This window comes from Algoriphagus confluentis (assembly GCF_036245625.1).
Lineage (GTDB): Bacteria > Bacteroidota > Bacteroidia > Cytophagales > Cyclobacteriaceae > Algoriphagus > Algoriphagus confluentis.
Genome location: NZ_BTPD01000011.1, coordinates 70917 through 87140 on the forward strand (window position 1 = coordinate 70917; position 16224 = coordinate 87140).

The following is a 16224-nucleotide window of genomic DNA, read 5'->3' on the forward strand; positions in this document are numbered from 1 at the left end:
TTTTGAAAACATGGGCGAAGCTACCAAAGGTTTTCAATATTGCCAAATTGAGATTCTTTAAACTCTTGAAACATATCGAGTTGATTAGATTTTTCTCCAAATATCTCTATATGATTTACCGGTATATCCGTATTAATTCTCAAGTAATTTATAGTTCCATTCCAACTTGGAGTTTTGACTAATTTACCATTTTGCAGACTTGAACTTCCTGAGTAAATTTTGAAATCGCCTTGATTTTTGACCATCATTTGGGAAGTGGCCCACAAGCCAAATCCTAATCCGAGGCTATTGGTAACCCCTCTTTCTATACATCTGGAAACGGCTTCTTGTTCAGAAAGATCTTTAAATCTTGATTTAGGATGCCGGGTTAGTGCAGCGTGTATTCCCTGACCAGTATCAGCAATTATAATTCGGATTTCTCTTGCTGTTGGGAAAAATTGTGCGATAATAAATCCTGTCCCAGCACCATACCTAAAATCCGGGCTCGCATGGTTGAGTGTGTTGTCAAGAATTTCATTCAAGCAGAAGTGAAGAACGGTTAGCATATCTTCATTCACCCCATTCACAATTAAAATACGCATGATTTCTTGGAACACCTGATAGATGTTAGTTTCGTTGAACTCTGAAATCTCAATAAACCTCCCCTGCCTATCCCTTCTTTTAAATCCTTCCTCAAGTTTAATTCCCAAAAATTCAAAAAAATTAATCCGACTCGCATAATTCACTCTGTTTGAAGTGGCATCAAAATTAATCAAGGAACAGTTGACCTTAACGCCATTCTTTTTCAGACATTCAACTCTTGCAACAATTAGTAGAAGTAAATCAGGGTAAATTAACCCTGACCCGCTGAGATCAATATCCAGATTAACACGATCACCTACCTTTAAATCGATCAATGAAATCATGGATGCCAATAAATCATCATGCGATGAAATGCAGTTAAAGTCTATAAGTGTGGCAATTTCCCGTAGCATTTTTTTGGACTAGGTGGACTGAATGCACTTGCTAAATTACTATTAGATTTTTAAAACTTAGGTTTGGATGAATCTAATTCAACCATCTAGGAGAAATCAAAATATCAGATGGACAGGGTAGGATTTGACCACCTCCACTCTTTCCCCAGCTTCGCTTAGGTTGAATTCAGTTCTGGGTGAGATTTGCAATTCTACCCTCCTTTCTTAACTAGTTTTCGATTACTTTTTTCACCATACTTTCCCTGTTCCTGATACGCTACACTATTCGAGACAGGCTCTTTTAGAGAGGGCGATCATGCAGTAAAAACTCAAGACTAGTAACCTATTGGATTTATTCATCTTTATCTTTCTGATTATCAATAGACTATTTTGACTAATAAAGGGAATTTTTGGATAAAAAATACCCAGTAGTGGGTATTTTTTATCATCAATTGGGGGATTTTTTGGGGGATAATTTAGGAAAGAGACTTTTTTTGAGTTTGGTATTTCTCTCTCCAAAGGCTTATCCTTCCTTATTAAAATCACTTCTGTTAAAAAAATGGATCCACAGACTCCGTTTCACATTGATCAAAATTCTTATGTGGCGTTAATCAAAACGGACTTTGCTTCGTTCATTGATCTACTTTCCTTAATCAGGAAATCCTGTCGCATTTTTTCAAGCTCAGCATTCATTTCAATAAGCTTTGCTTCTGAGGTAGGTGAATCGTGGGTTAGTTTGATCCTATCTTCTCTACCCATCTTTCCAAGGTAATCCTTAGCGGAATTAAAATCTTGATTCATTTATAATTAGTTAAAAACCTTCAAGGTTATTGGTGCAAAATTCAAAATTCTAAAAATGTAAAGGAATATCTTCCAATTCCCCAATAGTTGTTTTTTCGGCTAATATTATTTGCCATTGAAAAGCTTGTTGATCTTTCCTGGTGACATCATTCTATTTAAAGATTTGATAACCGCCTCCTTCTTTTCCACCTCTCCCATAAAATCGGGATAGGTAAAGACATATCCTCTTGGAAGTCTATTAAAACTATATGTCATTTAATGAGTAATTCTCATGGTTTCAAAAGACTTTCAAGAATACAAAAATGTCCAGTTTTTTAGTTAAAAAACTGGACATTTTAATACTCGATTTGAAAACAAAGCCTCCTACAGGGAACTATTCCCCAAATAAGTACATATCCCGAAACTTAGTTCGGGATAATGTCCTTATACCATATCATTCGGTAAGCACCGAGAAGGCTTAAGCGTTCCCGGTGCTAACCGATGAAATCAAATTCAACAGAACTAATTTTAAGCTACTACATTTTCTTACCACTACTTCATAAAAAATAAAGCATCAACAAAAAGGCAAGAATCCAAAAGGAAATTCAACCTGGGCTCTGAATCTTCTTTCTAGAAATTGACCAAACCAGATAAATTATCCCGGTCCCTAAACAATCTCCCTTTTCCATTCCCGATCCAAATATTCCCGGGATTTCCATAATTATCCAACATCAGATTGGCAATTTTAATATTTGCAATTCCTCCGCTTACCTTTTGCCCGGAAATGGTGTAAAGCAGTTTGGCTTTGGAACCACTACTGGTATTGAGTTCTTCGACCACCACGAAAATTGTAAACCTATCCTCATTTCCGACTATGAAGCTGCCGACAGAATTTGCTACTTGGGTTTGCTGTTTTAAATCTACGGTAATTGAGAAACCCTTTTGATTCAATAAAGACATTTCGATATCTCTTGTAGCGGCACCTTCTACATCACCTGCTGTACTTTTAGCAATATAGCATGGACTGATTAGAAATTCTCCATTCAATTGAGGAGGATTCCCTCCTCCATTTATATCTAAGCCCAAGTCCATAAGCGCATCCAAATTCTCTTGAGAAACAAGACGATTGATTTCAGGAGTTAATCCATTTTCATCAATTTTGGGTTTCTGATCTTCAGTATCGCAGGAAGTCAAAGCAAAAGACAATCCCAGTAGTACCAGTAAAAATTTGAATTTAATCATTGAATTATTTTTAAGATTTAGATTTTTACAATTCAGGAAATAGCCGAAACAATATTCTATTTCCCCTCATTAAATTTTCTTTCCCTATGCTCCTTATCATGTTACTATTTACTTCCGAACGAAGGTTATAAAATTTCTTTTCTGTAAGACGTTTTATGGACTGTGAAAGCGGTTTATGATTGGGGGATTTTTTGGGGGATTTTTTCCCCAAATACTTTTCCAAAAATCAAAAAGTCTTAAAATGATTAGCTTAATATTTAATTCAAAACCAGAATTCGTAACCCTACTGAGCATACCTTACTACGTTGTCAACAACATCCCTCAGGCAAATGGTGGCCATGAGGTCCACAAAGAAAAATATTTATTTCCCCAGAAATCACCAGGATTAAGACTGACATATGGAATGTGTCACAGCCGCAATTTCAGTAAGGAAAATCTATCCAAAAAGCAACGGATGCAATTTTTGCAGCCCGGCTTGCCACACGACTTAATCCACACCCTAAGGTCAAAAAATACCCACAAGAGGATATTTTAAACTTATTAGGTATTTTCTAGTATGAATTATCAACTGGATGAATATAAATAGGGCTGGTAGTTCAATCTTTTTCATTTGAAAGATTCCATTATCTGCCTCATTTGAAGGGCGAACATTAGCAGTTGAACATAAAGGCATTGGGATCTTCTCTAGCACAAATCCACATGACTTAAATAATAAAACTCTAGTTCAAAAAAACGAAAAGCCATCCTAAATTAAGTTCATTGCCTTAGCCTTAAAGAAAAATTTTATTACCAAAGTCCTAAAATTCTGGCCAAAAAATTATCGAGTCTAGGGAAGAATATTTTTGAATTCGGCCAATTAATTAAGAGTGAAAAATTAAACCCTGAAATAACAGCATGTCATCCAGGACCGGGGTCTTTAAATGATCTACGGGATAATCAATTATTATTCCTCCTTAAATCAGCCTATTAAAATCATTTCAATATGAACTCCAAAAAAAGCTTACATAATCCTGAAGGGCCAGAATACCTTTCTGAACTAATCCCTTTCTCAAATCAAAATTGGAGATATCCTGGAAATGGATGATAGGAATCACAGAAAGGTTTTGAATATTTTCAGCTTCATACCTCAAGAGAATTTACTCAACAAAGTTGAAAAGGTCCAAAAGGCGAATTTGAATTCAGGATAGAAAAGACTTTCAATCTCGAATTTTCCAACCAGCGAAATAGCAGCCCCATTCAAAGTCATGAGGCAGAATTAAGTTTCAAAAAAGCAAAATCGGTTTATTGTAAATTAAAGAACCTTCACCATTCTTCCCTTCCGATAGGGTATTTAGAAGAGAAATTACAGGACTTTTGGAAAAGCAAAGATTATGACCAGGGAAAAAGAGAAAACGTATTCATTTTGTCAATAAGGTATTTGAGGCAGAATATGGAATAATTTTTTTATTGTAATTCAGCAAATACCAAGGTAAAGATCAGCAGCAAGGCAAAAGTGCCACAACTCCAGCAAACAGATTTATTGAACAATGATTTGAAAATCCAAACCTGTTCAAGTCATTTATTGAGCCTACATCCATCTGAACCATTTGTCCCATTGTATAGAACACTCAAGATGGATAGAGACAGGAGATTTTGATATAATTAAAAATTTCATATCTATCAGAGAGGTAGATTTTAAGAGTTTACTCCAAAATTTTAAAGGAAAGAACAAAAAACACCTTGAAATAGCCCAAATCGGTTCAGTTCAACTTCTCGTATTAGGAACTTCCGATTCAATCAATTTGAATTATACGCATCATAGACATTCCAGACATAGATGATCAATGGAACAATTATAGTCCACATCAAAAAGACTGCTGTTAGTCCACCAAATACCCAGATCATAATCCCCTTAAAAAAATCCCCTTTGATCATTTGGCCTAATCCAGGTATAAATAGTGAAATCAAAGCTGGCATTCCATGTTTTTGGTTATTCATGTTTTCGAGTTTAAAGAGTGAATCTGTTTACTACTTATGCAATTAAAAATAAATATTTTATTTCAAAAATTTCTATAAAAACTAAAGGCTTTAAGGCTTTACCAGATGAAGGAAGGAATCCCAAAGCCTTTAGGACTTATCTTTCTTAAGATTAGGCCAAAAAGCACCAAATCTTCAACAATTATTCAACCCCCAATCAAATTCTTAATCTAAAATTCTCAAAATATCCTTAAAAGCCTCCCCTGCTTCTTTCATGACAGGTAAAAGAGGCCAAATATGGGGCATACCCCTACCTATGTTAAGGTGATTTTCAACTCCCTGATTTCTTAATTTCCTGCAAAAAAGAAGTTGGTCCGGATAAGTAATATCATTTTCAGCAAGGAAAAGATAAGTAGAGGGGAAACCGTTAAACCCTCCGTATAGAGGAGACAACTCTTTACATTTCAGATCCAATCCTCCACTGCACATCTTTTTGGCACTCAGGACACCCTTTTTGGAAAGCATGGGATCTATTTTATCCACTCTTTCGATCTCGGGATTCTCCAAAGAAGCATCCATAACCGGAGAAATAAGAATGATTTTCGAAGGCAGACGCTGATTGGAGAGAATCGATCTTTGAACCAAGGTTATGGCGAGAGTCCCTCCTGCAGAATCTCCCATTACTACTATATTATCCTGCTTAAAATTTTCCAAGGCTGCCTTATAGACCAAATCGATATTTTCATTGATTGATAAAATAGTATGCTCAGGAGCTTTAGGATAATCACATAACCAGATCGTGTAATCAGTATACTTGGAGATTTTTTCTATGGAATCCCAATGATGTCGAGCGGGCCCTGAAATGAATGCACCCCCATGAAGAAATAAAAGCAACTTATTGGACGGACCTTTTCCTTGCAATTCAGTTACTCGGGTTTGGGAGAGTGTAAACTGACTGATCCTGCAAGACTTAATTAGCTTTTTGGTCGGATGAAGAACATCATCCTTTCTCAAGGCCAAATAGTCTACAGGATCTTCACTGAATAATCCTTTTATCCCTTTTAGCCGGATAACCAGCAAAGCCAAATAGTAAGTAAAGCTCTTATTCATTTTCATCCTTTTAAAATCTCCCCTATTCCTCAACCTAAAACTCATATAAACTTAGTGTCATTACTACACAAATGATATTTGCTACTTGGGATTTCAAATATTAGAAATCCAAACAAGGGTTTAATTCTTCAATCAAGAAACATAGTGGTACTCGAACCAGTCCTTAAATCTCCTCCCTTTTAATTCTATTGGTTTAATTATTATTAACAGAAAAAAACCTTCTCATTTAGCCATTTGAAAAAATTCTCATCCAATTCGGTAGGTTCTGAAAAATGATCCCAATAAATATTCATTTCTATTTTCAAAATCATTTTTACCCTTTCCTGCTTTTCCAAATCCTCATCGTCAAATTCCACTTAATTTCATTATATCAATTGCCTTGTAATGAAACCTTTTTCTTAAGGATTTACCTGTTTAATATTAAAATCTGCCCCTTATATTCCATCTACCAAAAAAAGCCAATCCAAACCAGAAAGAGGTCATAGTCAAGTTGAATAGGCACTCATCAAATCGGGTATTTTTTGGGGTATTTTAAATCAAACATTCAGGCTAACCCAGAATCCAAATTTAAAATGCCTCTCCAATAAACAGGTAGAATCCACCACCTTCACGGGTAAGAGCATAGTCTGCCCTTACATATACATCCTTCTTTGGAAACAGAAGAAAGCGAAGTCCAGCGCCAATTGCACCTCTAAAATCCTTTTTTTCAAGATCCGCAAAAGCAGAAAATACGGTTCCCGTTGAGGCAAACAAGGCAGCACCAATTCGTCTTGAAAATCCTAATGGAAGTGGCAAAAATCTATATTCAATTTGAGTCACGATATAGTTATTATCCCTGAACCTACCCTGGTAATATCCCCTCATTAAGTTTGGACCTCCCAGTTGAGGTAGTTGGTTGAAGGGAACACTTCCCCAGCTGAACTGACCTAAGAGCTGCAGAGCCACAATTTGATTCTTACGGACAGTTCTGAAATAACGGGAATCGCTAACCAGGTAAGTGAAGTTGAAATCACTTCCCAGTGATTTTGAAAAATTGAGAACCGCTATTTCTGAAAAATACCCATTCCTCACATTTAAAACATTGTGTCTTGTATCCAGTATGATCCCTGTACCCAGACCCAGATTAGTTGAACCAGCTGTTCCAAATAGTTGGTCTTCATGGAGCACAGGGGTTTGTCCAGAGAAACTGACATCCACCGATCGGTTGAATTCCAGTTCAAATCCGGCATATAAATTTTGAGATGCCCTTTTAAGCACTCTCTCTTTGACTACCAATTGAATAGCCTCCACTTTTTGCTCATCCGAGAGCCGGGAATCAATACCTGTCCCATAAAAAGAAACCGGAAAACTTTGGTATTTGAGATTCCCTAAGAAAAACCATTGGTTTTTATCAGAATAGAGCGCATGTTCCAAAAAACCACCGTATTGATTTTCTACTGTGTAAAATCCCTGAGCAACAATTTCACTGAGTCTGTTGCCTGTATCTTGTTTTGCATAAAAAAGATAAAGTCCACTTGCACCAAACTCCCAATTGGTTTCCGGAGAATAGGCTATTATTGGGTAAGCTAGGAATTGGGGTTTGGCGACATCTGCGGTATCGTGGATAAAAGTGTCAAAATACCGCTTAACAAAATTACCCTGAGCCTTAGCATTGCCCGAAAATAATACCATTAAAACAAGAAAGGATAAAATAAGCTTCATGGAAATGAATTGCCACAATCCCAAAAGGACTGAAATAAATTCAGGAGGTTAGGTTTAAATAGGTGAGTTATACAGGAATTTGCTGGCTATAACCCAAACATTCACCTTAGTGCGAGAAGCATTAATTCCACATGAATCCCAAAACAGTGTCACCACTACTTGAAAAACACTCTTTTTAAAGTGAATTGGAAAACAAAACAACAAAACACTTTCCCGAATTTAATGCCCCAAATAGAGGTATATTCCAGGGGTATTGGTGGAAAAGAAGCATATCTTAATGAATAGAGAGGGTCGAGTAATACCATTTATTTTACCAAACAGGCTGTAAATGCCCTCTTAATTATCCAAAGAAGTTGTTTCCAAAACTTCTCTCAGCTTCTCTTCCAGTTCAATTCCTCGAAGATTTTTAGCCAAAATAATCCCTTCAGGCCCAATCAAATAAGATGTAGGCAAAAACTTGACCTTGTAAATGGCTTCACTCGGATAATAATTCCCTGTAGGTTTTTCAATCACATTGGTCCAAACCAGAGAATCGGTTAAAACTGCATTTTTCCAGGCATAGGAATTTTGATCAATGGAGTAGCTGAAAATCTCAAATCCTTGAGAGTTGTAACGGTTGTAAAGCTTTACCAGGTTGGGATTCTCTTTTCTACAGGGACCACACCAAGAAGCCCAAAAATCCAGTAAAATGAATTTGCCTTCCAGTGAAGAAAGTGCAATTGGTTTATCAGTCCTATCCATGCCCTCAATATCCCGGAATCTATCACCAATTTCCGGTTCGTTTGACTCCAACATTCCGTTCTCATCCAAAAAAATTAATTGAGAAGCCTCATTTCCAACTGAGTTTCCCCCTCCATAATCCATTTTCCGGGAACATGACATAAGAATTACCAGTAGCAGAAAAATGCAATCAGGCTTTATAAATGAATTTATTCTCATGATAGAATTACTTGCCAGTCTCCAAATTTCTATTGACTATTCCAGGTTTTAATTCGCAGATAAGATCATACATTACTCTTTAGAATGAAGCCTGAAGAAAGGTGTTCATGGAAGTTCCAATTACTGAATCTTAATTCCTGAACCCCCAATCACCTTCCAGCTATTACCCTTTGATTTTTTCCAAAACCTGAGGTAGCGAAATTCTCCCCCAACAGGTAAGCCTGAATATTCCGCTTGAAGATGGATCACTACCGAAACTATAGAAACGTCACCGAAAATTGAGACCATAGGGTCCTCGGCAAAGATTTGATGCACAACCATCCGCCCTGAGCGATAATTTTCAAGATCCATTTCTTTTGTGATTATCTGGCCTGAAGGAATATGAAAAATAAGACGCTCGTCCAAAAGAAAATCCAACATAGCCACATCTCCATTTTTCATTGCCAGTGTAAGCTTGGCTTCGCAGATTAGAACTTGTTCCTTTTCAGTCATATTGAAATTGGAGTTATTGGGTTGCAGTTAAATAAAAAAATGAATCCACTCAATTTCGGTTAAATTCCATCTTAAGAAACAGGGACAAAATCCGTCTCTTTTGCTTACCATAACCTTATTTTAGAATTCACCTGAGAATGAAGTTTGAGCAAGTAAAGCAACGAAATCCAATTAGGAATCACACCTGGTTACTGGGGGATTTTTAGGGGGATTTCCATCGCTTAGAAATAAAAAATTGGGACTTAAACCAAAAAAGGGATCATATGGGCCCTAAAATTCCATAGTTTGACTAAATAATGGCTAAATCTTTGATTAGAATTCAGGTCTTATAATGCTTTGAGAACCTAGGAGTCAAATTCACCGGTTAGAATCCTGTATTCCTTGGGAATTTCAAAACCTCTAAAGTGATTGGTCAAACCAAAAATTATCAGCAGTGAAAAAAGTATGCCCATGGCTAGAATTAGCCTTGCCTGACCAAGAGGGGAAATAGCCAAAATCTTAACCTTCATTTTCTTGTTGTGAATTGAACTCAGGTGGGCAAAGAAGGCAATGATTGCCAATCCGTAGTAGGGAATAAAGAAAATATTGACAGGAAAACTGTTCAGACCAGCTACTCCGAAATAGAAATTTGTATCTAGCTCCAAGATAAACCTTCCGGCAAAAACAGCGCAGATGTGTATAGACAGAAAGAAAAGTAAATACAAACCTGACCAAGATTGAATTCCCTGAAATTCTCTAAGATTCCAATTTCTTTTTACCCTGAGAAATCTAATTCCGGTTATCACCTGAATCAGAATTAAAATAATCAATAGAGATTCCAGAACAGGTACCCTATATCCTTTTCTAAGAACCTCCATCATCTCCAAGTGTTGACTTGGTCCCCAAAGACTTATCAAGTGATTGATCATGTGGGCAAAAACAAAGATTGCGATCAAGCTGCCGGAAATAAAATGGTAGCGCTTAAATGTATCCATAAAATTATCTATAAAATCCCTTGAAGTTAGGAAAATCCACAATCTCAAATGAGATGCAATTTTTGGAGAATTAATTAAAAACCCTCGGAAAGATTACGTGATTTTTAGGGGTACTTGATGTTTAAAAAGAAAAACTGCAAGGACTCTTTAGGACAGGGCAATCACCAGGGTGGTCAGAAATTGAAAAAAAGCCACAGGAGCCCAAATCCTTTCTGCTTTACTGGGCGTGATACTGTTCATAACTGTTCCCAAAGCAAAAAAAACAACCAAAAACCAAATGCCCGGAGAGGCAATTGGATATAGCGCGGAAAATAACAATCCGGCCCGGGAAAGGACCAAGGGTATAAAACAGCCCAACAAAAGCATATTAATAACTGCTACCAGCCTCATCTTTGGGGGCCATTTCCCCGGAAATTTCCCTCCCATGGCCGCAACTCCCCAAGGGAATCCCAAAGCCAACCCTGCCTGAAAGGAAATTACAATTCCTGTAAGAATACAGAATATAAGTGCTGAAATATGCTCAAGGCTATAGGCTAAAATCATGATAAGGTTTGTTTAAATCTATCCTCTTAATTTCTGGCAAATCTATTTTTCCAAATATTTCTTTTATACAATATTTTCCAATGAAATAATACTCATGCTAAACCTGCATAGTGGAAATACCTGTTGAATTTCGAATATTTTACCTGACTTGGAAAAAATTATTTCTATGTCTCAAAGGCGGATAATTCCTCTTTTTCCAACTCATAGACCATATCATATCGATGCATTCCTTTGGTATAATAATTTTCGGTTATGCCCGTTAAGCGAAATCCCATCTTCTCATAAAATTTGTATGAATGCTGGGTAGTGTCCAATACAATGGCATGGGATGGATTAATTTTCCTAAGTTCGGAGATCCTGTGCTTAAACAATAAAGTCCCAAAACCCATTTTATGAAAATTTCTGTGGACCATTCCCCAGGCAAAAGAATACACTCCATTATTGTCTTTATCTCCGAATCCTCCACAGGCTACCACTCTTTTGTTGTAAACAATTACATAGAATCCGACTGTCTCTCTCCCATTTTCTAACCTTTTCAAAAATGCTTCAAATTCTGCAAACTCCTCAACTGTAAAATATTTGGGGACATTGCTTCTGAAAATAAAAAGACAGGAACAGTAGTCAAACTTCGTATACTTTCTAAGTGATGTTTCCATGGATACTTCCAAAAAACGACTAGACCCAAAATCAATTGAGATGTTATTTGGTCTTGCTTTAACCTTACTTATTGGAGTCTTTCACTAATTGAATGACCAATTTCAAATCCCGGATGGAGAAATTATCCCCAAATGGGAATAGGCAAGCTATCCTTTGTTGCCTAGGAACATTTGGCTAATTAGTTCAGAAGAGCCTATAAATTTCCATGTGGAAAGAAACACCAAGTTTGATGAAATAATAACTTAGGCTTGGGTGATTTTTTGGGTGAGGAAATACAAAATCACGATAACTACTTTGACACCTAAGCTATTCTCCATAAAGTCAAGTCTATCTGTTTCTAAGTAGAAGTGCAGTGGCAGCTGCGGCCACAAGGGTGTTATTCTTATCCAAGGGATCTTTTAAACTTATGGATTGATTGTAAAGATCAACAATGCCCAGCGTTTTGTCATTGAGGACAAATTTGTACCCTCCAACTATTTTAATGATGTCAGCATATTGATTTTCATCTATTTGTTTTCCTTTTACAAAAAGGGGAGAAATCAAAATGGTCTCAATTCCATTGGAAAGCTGACCTGATTCAATGGCCATTCCTTCGCTGAGGAAGGTCTGAATAATACCCTTAGGAGTTTCTCTTTCGTAGGTAAGTTCTAGATTCCAGGGAAGGGAGACCGTGTCCTTTAAGGAAATAAGGGTAGTCTTAAAATCAGACCTTTGAAATTTCCCCTTTGAAAAATCCAACTTATTAAAAATATCATAATTGGTACTCTTTCCCTGATACAATTGATGACAAAAACCCATCCACGCTTGAGAGGAATCCTCCAAAGTAAACTGAAAACGATCGGAGGTCTTTGAGGAAATGTCATCAATTTTCACTCCAAGGTTATAATACAAGGATCTCTCCATACTTTCTTTGGAAAAAAAGCCACCCGGGGTTTTGTCGATGATATCAGAAGAAATTGTCCATCCCTCTTTAAGCTTTCCCCTGTAAAATTTATCGAATTGCAGATTTCTGCTTGTACCCACCAATCCCTTTCCTTTGGCCTTTCTTACTTGAATTGTATTTTCCTTGCTTATCGGGTAGTCAGGAAAATCAAGGGTCATGTTGTTGCTTGTAGAGCAGGAAAACAATAAAAACCCTAAAGCCGTCAAACAAGTGTTTTTAGATATTAATTTCATTTTTATCATAGGTAAATCATCAACAAACCAAAGAATGTGAAGTCATATAGTCTTTTTGGTCACTGGGCAGCAAAAACAGACCTGCATTGAGAAAGGGAATAAACATGGGGTTGTACATACTAGGTTATCAGGGAACTAATTTTAAATTATCCATAACCACAGAGGGGGGTACTCAATTGCCAGAGAACATTTCATTTTAACATCCGATCTCCAAGATATAGAATTGGAATCCCTTGTCGGTGAAAAGGGTTGATACCTGAATTTTTTTTTCAGGAAACCTTGACTATTGCCTTCTTTAAATGAAATCCACAAACTGAGCACTTTTAAGACGTAACATGAAGGTCGAGAAGCCGAAAAGCCTTGGGGGATTTTTTGGGGGATGAGGCAAGTCGGCAAAAAGTTTCAATGGTATTTAATCCTCAATCAGGGAAAAATTCAATCCGTTTATCAATAGATCCAGGGTTAAACATTCAAAAATACTCTTAAAGAGTTCAAACCATTGACCTGTAGGGTTGCAGCTTTCGATATGAAAGCTGGATTCAACAGGATCAATGTCTTTAATCAGGCATTTAAAAAAGAAACTGGAATTACTCCATCAGAATTCAGAAAACTTCAAGATTAAATTTCGAGCTTTATTTTTTATTTCAATTGAATGATCATTCAGTATGGCAGAATGACCATTTTGACAGCTTTTGGTTATTAAACCTCAGTGATTTGCAGAAAAAAAAGGCAAATGAAAACCCTATTCTTTTTCTTTTTGACTCTATGCGCAATGGGAACTGTCAAAGCACAGATAAAAGGTATCACAGTTGAAGACCAACAAAGAAGGTATCTGGTTTACCTTCCAAAGTCTTATCATGAAAACCCCGAACAATCTTTCCCATTAGTGTTCAATTTCCACGGTGGGGGGATGACTGCGGCCGAGCAGATGTTCTATACTGGGATGAATAAAACCGCCGATAAATATGGGTTTATCGTCGTATATCCTACCGGAATCAACAAAGATTGGAATGTTGGTTTTGATATGTCCTATCAACATGGGCATAGGGATGTTGAATTTGTACAAGAGATGCTGACATCCCTGAAGAAAGAATATTCCATAGACGAGAAGGCTATTTTTGCCTGCGGTTTGTCGAGAGGAGGCTTTTTCACTCATAGGCTAGCCTCCGAATTACCTGACACCTTTTCAGCAATAGCTTCCATCTCAGGACCTTTACCGGATTCAGTTCAATTTTTTCATCAACAGGCAAATCCTATCAGTGTCATGCAGGTTCAAGGAACGGAAGATAAGATCGTCAACTGGGAAGGGAAGCCCATTGCCTATGCCTCAGCATATGAAACATTTCATTTTTGGCTGAGGAATAATGGCTTAAATCCAAAAGAAGCAATTTCGCGGGTTTTTGATAAAAATCAGGAAGATTCAACATCTCTAGAGTGGATTCAAGTACAAGAAAATGGCGTATCGGTACATTTGCTTTCCATCACAGGGGGTGGACATACATGGCCCGGTGCCGACCCTTTTAACATTGGTTTTCCACTAGGAAAAACCACCAAGGAAATGGATATGAATGAAGTGCTCTGGGATTTTTTCCGTAAAAACAGAAAGCCGTAATGATTTTATAGAGGCTTTGTAAGAGAAGCCCTATGAGAACTTAAAAAGCTCATATGTCTCACGTTAAAAAAATCCTTGCACTGATGGAGAGTGTCAAAATCCTTGAGGATTCCCCAATTTTTCATTCCTCATCCCTTAAAAGTTCATGGGTAAAATGCCCCCTTTGTTTTGGTTTAGAGAACCTTTTTCGATTATACTGTTTAGAGCTCCCCTTAGGAATTGATAAGGATGTCCAACCCTTTTTTGAGCTCATTTTCCCCAAAAATACAATTTGTCCAATGTGGTAAGGGTAATGGGCAAGTTGTCTGTTGATGGCTTCGGTGACTGTATATCCCTGGTTTCGAATGTAAATGATCTTATCGAGATCCTCAGGTTTTAATGAGTTAATGGCATTGAACAGACAATTCCAACCTTCCTCCCATTTCTCCATTATATCGGTTCTGCTCTCTTTGTTGTTTTCAAATTCAGCATCCCTATTTCGAAATTCCTTTTCCCCGTCTGAAGTCAAAAAGTCTGTCCAGCGAGAAAGCATGTTTCCATAAAGATGTTTCACAAGAGTCGCCAAGCTATTGCTGTCTTCGTTGTATTGCCAAAAAAAATCATCCTCCTCCACCTGAGCCATGGCTTTCTCGGCAAGTATTTTATAATACACAAACTGTTCTTTGACGCTTTTTAAATAATCATTTTCCATACATGCTGTTTTTAATTTAGTCTTTACATCTTTTGTTTAGCCTTTACATCTTTTGCTCCCTTGGAGGATCAATAATTTAAAATATGGGGCTTATATCTTCAACATTTCAAATTAACTCACGAAAGGTAATTTCCATTCGGTATGAGAACAATTGACAACTTGCTTAAAGATTTCTATCAAAAATAAAATCTAAAAGGATTTTGCTATAAGAAGAGCAGACATCAGGACCAAAAACTGAAACTATATCCTTGGACTAGTCGACCCAAATTAATATAAATACCAGTCCCCTTTTCAAGCTAATTTAAAGGTGGATCTAATCATGTCCTATGAACTAATCCTGAATTAGGATCAAAATCTGCCATGGTCCAAAAAAAATGGACCATGGCTGTTTTGATCAGGACCCATTAGCCAAGTTTTTGGCTTTAGCAGCTATCTCTTCGGTCAAGACCTGCTCAAACGAGCTGACGGCACTGACATTAAAAAATCCGGCCACCAATGTTTGAGATCCATTTTTTGTACTCTCCAAGTTCGTTGGCACATTGGCCAAAGGAATTGAAAACAATTCTCCAAAACCACCCGGTCTATTGATTTGATAGTAAAGCTGGTACAAAAATTCGTAGCCGGGCTGATCTATGGAATGGATTTCAACTCTTATTTTATCTCCCGGAAGATACGGAGGTTTAAACTCTCCGTTTTTACCCTCCACGTTATCCAGGGGATTGATAAAATCCTTTCTGATAGTGGAAATAAAAGGCTTCCCGTCAACTGATTGCCCTGAGGAAAATCCTGCATCATAAGCCATATTCAACTCTACTCCCTTGGATAAAAACTGGCCGTTTTTAAAAGCCTTGATCCAATAGGTATCCCCTTTTCCTTGGGGATCAGTTGCTAAAAACTCGGCAGAATAATAATCTGATTTGATAAGAAGATCCTTCTCCTTGTATTCAAAGGTGATGGTATCTATGGCCGGAACTCTTCCCATTTTAGCTATAGCCTCAAATGTCTCTCCTTGAATAGTCACTGAAAGCTTATAGGAGTTTCCAACTTTTCCCAAAGCTTCATTCTGGGGTGTCCAGGAATAGGCATTTTGATCCGGAAGGAAGGAATAAACCTGACCGGATTGCATATCCTCAATTTTAACCTGGGCACCCTGAATGAGCTCGATTGGGGAATTATCAAAATAAGGTTTGGAATAATAAACCCGGATTTCCTGTTTTTTCATTTCTTGGGTTACCCATGCATCGATGACAAGAATTTTCTCGGCCTGCTCCAGGTCGGGTTGAAAATCAGTTTCGCATCCTGAAAAACCAAAAATAAACGCTAATAAAAGGGCAGTTGATGTTATTCTATTCTGTAAAGCCATAAAGCTTTCGAATATCAGATTAGGTATTTTCATGG

General features: G+C 37.2%; 15 protein-coding genes. 1 reads left to right on the top strand and 14 read right to left on the bottom strand.

The window, feature by feature from the left end; all coding sequences use genetic code 11:
* Positions 1–20: 20 nt before the first annotated feature.
* The 12 genes from AAA943_RS16535 to AAA943_RS16590 form a co-directional block, all read right to left on the bottom strand.
* Positions 21–974, bottom strand: a complete 954-nt coding sequence (locus AAA943_RS16535) for a hypothetical protein (RefSeq protein WP_338225387.1) — start codon at positions 972–974, stop codon at positions 21–23.
* A 576-nt stretch (positions 975–1550) separates the two neighbouring features.
* Entirely contained in the window at positions 1551–1754 is a 204-nt protein-coding gene (locus AAA943_RS16540) for a hypothetical protein (protein WP_338225388.1), read from the bottom strand.
* Positions 1755–2363: 609 nt separating this feature from the next.
* Positions 2364–2975: a hypothetical protein gene (locus AAA943_RS16545; RefSeq protein WP_338225389.1), complete on the bottom strand. Its 612-nt coding sequence runs from the start codon at positions 2973–2975 to the stop codon at positions 2364–2366.
* A gap of 1776 nt (positions 2976–4751) precedes the next feature.
* Positions 4752–4952, bottom strand: coding sequence for a hypothetical protein (locus AAA943_RS16550; protein ID WP_338225390.1), 201 nt, complete (start codon positions 4950–4952; stop codon positions 4752–4754).
* Between the two features lie 204 nt (positions 4953–5156).
* The gene (locus tag AAA943_RS16555) at positions 5157–6041 is read right to left on the bottom strand and encodes an alpha/beta hydrolase (RefSeq protein WP_338225391.1); all 885 of its coding nucleotides are present in this window, start codon (positions 6039–6041) and stop codon (positions 5157–5159) included.
* Between the two features lie 567 nt (positions 6042–6608).
* A complete protein-coding gene (locus AAA943_RS16560) occupies positions 6609–7742 on the bottom strand; it encodes a BamA/TamA family outer membrane protein (protein ID WP_338225392.1) in 1134 nt (377 codons plus the stop codon).
* 336 nt (positions 7743–8078) lie between these two features.
* Positions 8079–8552, bottom strand: a complete 474-nt coding sequence (locus AAA943_RS16565; RefSeq protein WP_338225393.1) for a TlpA family protein disulfide reductase — start codon at positions 8550–8552, stop codon at positions 8079–8081.
* A 249-nt stretch (positions 8553–8801) separates the two neighbouring features.
* A complete protein-coding gene (locus AAA943_RS16570; protein WP_338225394.1) occupies positions 8802–9173 on the bottom strand; it encodes a nuclear transport factor 2 family protein in 372 nt (123 codons plus the stop codon).
* Positions 9174–9517: 344 nt separating this feature from the next.
* Positions 9518–10147 (bottom strand): hypothetical protein, encoded by a 630-nt coding sequence (locus AAA943_RS16575; protein WP_338225395.1) that lies wholly within the window; start codon positions 10145–10147, stop codon positions 9518–9520.
* Between the two features lie 147 nt (positions 10148–10294).
* The gene (locus AAA943_RS16580; protein WP_338225396.1) at positions 10295–10690 is read right to left on the bottom strand and encodes a hypothetical protein; all 396 of its coding nucleotides are present in this window, start codon (positions 10688–10690) and stop codon (positions 10295–10297) included.
* A 164-nt stretch (positions 10691–10854) separates the two neighbouring features.
* A complete protein-coding gene (locus tag AAA943_RS16585) occupies positions 10855–11346 on the bottom strand; it encodes a GNAT family N-acetyltransferase (RefSeq protein WP_338225397.1) in 492 nt (163 codons plus the stop codon).
* A gap of 328 nt (positions 11347–11674) precedes the next feature.
* Positions 11675–12448, bottom strand: a complete 774-nt coding sequence (locus AAA943_RS16590) for a hypothetical protein (RefSeq protein WP_338225398.1) — start codon at positions 12446–12448, stop codon at positions 11675–11677.
* A gap of 808 nt (positions 12449–13256) precedes the next feature.
* Between AAA943_RS16590 and AAA943_RS16595 the strand changes: the two genes are divergently transcribed.
* Positions 13257–14135: an extracellular catalytic domain type 1 short-chain-length polyhydroxyalkanoate depolymerase gene (locus AAA943_RS16595; protein WP_338225399.1), complete on the top strand. Its 879-nt coding sequence runs from the start codon at positions 13257–13259 to the stop codon at positions 14133–14135.
* A 121-nt stretch (positions 14136–14256) separates the two neighbouring features.
* On the opposite strand, the gene AAA943_RS16600 is transcribed toward AAA943_RS16595, so the two are convergent.
* Both AAA943_RS16600 and AAA943_RS16605 read right to left on the bottom strand, forming a co-directional pair.
* On the bottom strand, positions 14257–14826 hold the full coding sequence (locus tag AAA943_RS16600) for a DUF1572 family protein (protein WP_338225400.1): 570 nt from the start codon (positions 14824–14826) through the stop codon (positions 14257–14259).
* A 394-nt stretch (positions 14827–15220) separates the two neighbouring features.
* Positions 15221–16222 carry a DUF4249 domain-containing protein gene (locus AAA943_RS16605; RefSeq protein WP_338225401.1) on the bottom strand — a complete coding sequence of 334 codons (1002 nt, stop codon included), beginning with the start codon at positions 16220–16222 and terminating at the stop codon, positions 15221–15223.
* Between the last annotated feature and the right edge of the window lie 2 nt (positions 16223–16224).

Excerpts from the sequence above, each read along its gene's own strand:
- AAA943_RS16535 (WP_338225387.1), bottom strand. The coding sequence starts at position 974 with ATGCTACGGGAAATTGCCACACTTATAGACTTTAACTGCATTTCATCG.
- AAA943_RS16540 (WP_338225388.1), bottom strand. The coding sequence starts at position 1,754 with ATGAATCAAGATTTTAATTCCGCTAAGGATTACCTTGGAAAGATGGGT.
- AAA943_RS16545 (WP_338225389.1), bottom strand. The coding sequence starts at position 2,975 with ATGATTAAATTCAAATTTTTACTGGTACTACTGGGATTGTCTTTTGCT.
- AAA943_RS16550 (WP_338225390.1), bottom strand. The coding sequence starts at position 4,952 with ATGAATAACCAAAAACATGGAATGCCAGCTTTGATTTCACTATTTATA.
- AAA943_RS16555 (WP_338225391.1), bottom strand. The coding sequence starts at position 6,041 with ATGAATAAGAGCTTTACTTACTATTTGGCTTTGCTGGTTATCCGGCTA.
- AAA943_RS16560 (WP_338225392.1), bottom strand. The coding sequence starts at position 7,742 with ATGAAGCTTATTTTATCCTTTCTTGTTTTAATGGTATTATTTTCGGGC.
- AAA943_RS16570 (WP_338225394.1), bottom strand. The coding sequence starts at position 9,173 with ATGACTGAAAAGGAACAAGTTCTAATCTGCGAAGCCAAGCTTACACTG.
- AAA943_RS16575 (WP_338225395.1), bottom strand. The coding sequence starts at position 10,147 with ATGGATACATTTAAGCGCTACCATTTTATTTCCGGCAGCTTGATCGCA.
- AAA943_RS16580 (WP_338225396.1), bottom strand. The coding sequence starts at position 10,690 with ATGATTTTAGCCTATAGCCTTGAGCATATTTCAGCACTTATATTCTGT.
- AAA943_RS16585 (WP_338225397.1), bottom strand. The coding sequence starts at position 11,346 with ATGGAAACATCACTTAGAAAGTATACGAAGTTTGACTACTGTTCCTGT.
- AAA943_RS16590 (WP_338225398.1), bottom strand. The coding sequence starts at position 12,448 with ATGACCCTTGATTTTCCTGACTACCCGATAAGCAAGGAAAATACAATT.
- AAA943_RS16595 (WP_338225399.1), top strand. The coding sequence starts at position 13,257 with ATGAAAACCCTATTCTTTTTCTTTTTGACTCTATGCGCAATGGGAACT.
- AAA943_RS16600 (WP_338225400.1), bottom strand. The coding sequence starts at position 14,826 with ATGGAAAATGATTATTTAAAAAGCGTCAAAGAACAGTTTGTGTATTAT.
- AAA943_RS16605 (WP_338225401.1), bottom strand. The coding sequence starts at position 16,222 with ATGAAAATACCTAATCTGATATTCGAAAGCTTTATGGCTTTACAGAAT.